Genomic DNA, 2,774 nt, shown 5'->3' with positions numbered 1-2,774 from the left:
CCCGCTCCAGCCCACCCGAGGGGCTTCCCCCTCAAGCATTCCAAAAGTTTTGCGTGCACTGCTGTACCCGACGCGAGCTACGCAACCCAAGATCCATCAGGCCATACTGAACATGGCCCTCACGCAGGAGACCCCACCATGCTGAGCTGGGACGAATTCGACAAAGACGACGGCGAAGTCGCCGCTAAAAACGCTGGTGCTGCCCAATCGATTGAAAACGGTATCGACAAACTCGACAGCGCTGGCGGTGCCGCCGCCCTCGAGGCCCGTGCCGTGACCGCAGCGGACTCTGCTGCCGTAATCCGTGCCAAAGCGGCACTGGATGAACTCGACATCGCCGAAGGCCTGGCCGAGCTGGAAGGCTCTGCAGCCCGTGTAGCCGTTGATGAGAAGCGCATGATCAACTGCCGCGCCGACCTCAACCAACTGGTTCCATTCAAATACGACTGGGCCTGGCAGAAGTACCTGGACGGCTGCGCCAACCACTGGATGCCGCAAGAGGTCAACATGACCGCGGACATCGCCCTCTGGAAAAACCCGGAAGGCCTGACCGACGACGAGCGCCGCATCGTCATGCGTAACCTGGGCTTCTTCTCTACCGCCGACTCCCTGGTTGCCAACAACCTGGCTCTGGCCGTGTATCGCCTGATCACCAACCCGGAGTGCCGCCAGTACATCCTGCGCCAGGCCTTCGAAGAAGCGATCCACACACACGCCTACCAGTACTGCATCGAATCGCTGGGCATGGATGAAGGTGAAATCTTCAACATGTACCACGAGATCCCATCGGTCGCGAAAAAGGCCGCCTGGGGCCTGCGCTACACCCGCTCGATCTCCGACCCGGAATTCGATACCGGCACCGTCGAGACCGACAAGGAACTGCTGCGCAACCTGATCGCCTACTACTGCGTACTCGAAGGCATCTTCTTCTACTGCGGCTTCACCCAGATCCTGTCCATGGGCCGCCGCAACAAGATGACCGGTGTTGCCGAGCAGTTCCAGTACATCCTGCGTGATGAATCCATGCACCTGAACTTCGGTATCGACGTGATCAACCAGATCAAGATCGAAAACCCGCACCTGTGGGATGCCGAAATGAAGGAAGAAGCCACGCAGATGATTCTGCAGGGCACCCAGCTGGAAATCGAATACGCCCGTGACACCATGCCACGCGGTGTACTGGGCATGAACGCAGCGATGATGGAAGACTATCTGAAGTTCATCGCCAACCGCCGCCTGTCGCAGATCGGCCTGAAGGAAGAGTACCCAGGTACCACCAACCCGTTCCCATGGATGAGTGAAATCATGGACTTGAAGAAAGAGAAGAACTTCTTTGAGACCCGGGTTATTGAGTATCAGACCGGTGGGGCTTTGAGCTGGGATTGATGCTGGCTTGAATTCACAAGAAGGCTGCCGAAAGGCGGCCTTTTTTGTGCCTGGAAATACTGTTGTATTGCAGGAGATAGAGACACACGCTTTGCAGCAGGCTTACCTGCAGCGGTCAATCCGACTCCGGGCCGTGATCTTGAATCTCATACCAGGCGGCCTTGGTTCCGACATGCAGGTGCTTTTGATGGCCAGGCGTGAAAGAGGTGTCCAGGCAGCCCAGGGCTATTGAGACCCACCCGGAAAATTCACCTTCACTTGTCGACCAAAACAACGACGAGCCACAGTGGCGACAGAACTGCCGCACAACGGTTGCAGAGGACTGGTAGCCCTTGAGGCTCTCGCTACCCTTGGTGATGTGCAGGTCGGCTCGAGGCACACTGCCATAGCTGGCAAATGCCGCGCCATGCCCTTTTCGACACTGGCTGCAATGGCAGTGAGATACCGCTTTGGGGCGAGACGACACTCGATACGCCACCGCGCCGCACAGGCAGCTTCCCGAGAAAATACGCGTCAATGCAATAGCCCTTCTTGAAGAAACAGTACTTTAGCCAGCAAGGCTGCACGCCTACGCTTACTACCAGTTCATCACCAGCGGCAAGCCAGGCCGGAAGTCGCGTGTCTGCCCTTGAACACCGTGGTCGATCTCCAACTCCATCAGGTGCTCGTTACCCTGGATGATCTCAAATTCGCTCAGCTGATTTGCACAAGAGGCCGTTGCGGAGAATGCTTCGCCGCTGGCTGTTGTGACCCGTACTGCGGTGATTTGGCGAAAGCCATTGGCATGCTCAATAGGCTGAGCTCGCTCGGGCGGCATCTGGTCTGGGCGTTTGGCAAAAGACAGAAAGAACCACATGGGCTCTGAGACAGGTGCGCGACCTACGTCCACTTTAAGGCTGGTTGGCAAGTAAGCAGGGCGATACTCCCAGGCGGGAAAAGGCAGCGCTTCGTTTGCGGTAGTAGGCCTGAAGCACACGCCAAAGGGTGATACCTGGCTATCTGTTGCGCTGAGGCGCTCGAAGAGCTGCGTGGGGGCCGTTAATGGGCTTTGCGCTTCCTGGGCATCCGCGAGGTACAACAACTCAATGAATGTGTTTTGGAAGAAGAACCTGCGGTTCGCGGTCCCTTGCCCAGGGTGAACGTTCGGTGTGCCTTCGATAAGACCCAGGGCGCTCAAGGCGGCGGCGCTTTGGGTGGGATTGGTTACGCAGATAAAAAGGTGATCAACTTCCATGTCTCATTCCTTTTAGGACAACTTGGCTACGGCCAGGTATCAAAAACGCCAGAAAGACAAAACCCCTACCTGCGTGTGCAGATAGGGGTTTCGGAATTTAATCTTGACGATGACCTACTCTCACATGGGGAAACCCCACACTACCATCGGCGAT

3 protein-coding genes are annotated in these 2,774 nt (G+C 56.9%); 1 reads left to right on the top strand and 2 read right to left on the bottom strand.

Features of this window, described 5'->3' with window-relative positions; translation table 11 throughout:
• The first annotated feature begins 138 nt into the window (after window positions 1–138).
• Window positions 139–1,386 (top strand): ribonucleotide-diphosphate reductase subunit beta, encoded by a 1,248-nt coding sequence (locus tag EKA13_RS26785; RefSeq protein ID WP_065761999.1) that lies wholly within the window; start codon window positions 139–141, stop codon window positions 1,384–1,386.
• Between the two features lie 115 nt (window positions 1,387–1,501).
• Here EKA13_RS26785 and EKA13_RS26780 read toward each other — a convergent pair whose 3' ends face one another.
• Together EKA13_RS26780 and EKA13_RS26775 are read right to left on the bottom strand one after the other, a co-directional pair.
• Window positions 1,502–1,903 carry a GFA family protein gene (locus EKA13_RS26780; protein ID WP_083199928.1) on the bottom strand — a complete coding sequence of 134 codons (402 nt, stop codon included), beginning with the start codon at window positions 1,901–1,903 and terminating at the stop codon, window positions 1,502–1,504.
• Between the two features lie 60 nt (window positions 1,904–1,963).
• A complete protein-coding gene (locus tag EKA13_RS26775) occupies window positions 1,964–2,620 on the bottom strand; it encodes a VOC family protein (RefSeq protein ID WP_065761998.1) in 657 nt (218 codons plus the stop codon).
• Between the last annotated feature and the right edge of the window lie 154 nt (window positions 2,621–2,774).

Source organism: Pseudomonas defluvii, from assembly GCF_001695625.1.
GTDB lineage: Bacteria > Pseudomonadota > Gammaproteobacteria > Pseudomonadales > Pseudomonadaceae > Aquipseudomonas > Aquipseudomonas defluvii.
This window is presented reverse-complemented; position numbering and strand designations above follow the sequence as displayed.

Excerpts from the sequence above, each read along its gene's own strand:
- EKA13_RS26775 (WP_065761998.1), bottom strand. The coding sequence starts at position 2,620 with ATGGAAGTTGATCACCTTTTTATCTGCGTAACCAATCCCACCCAAAGC.
- EKA13_RS26785 (WP_065761999.1), top strand. The coding sequence starts at position 139 with ATGCTGAGCTGGGACGAATTCGACAAAGACGACGGCGAAGTCGCCGCT.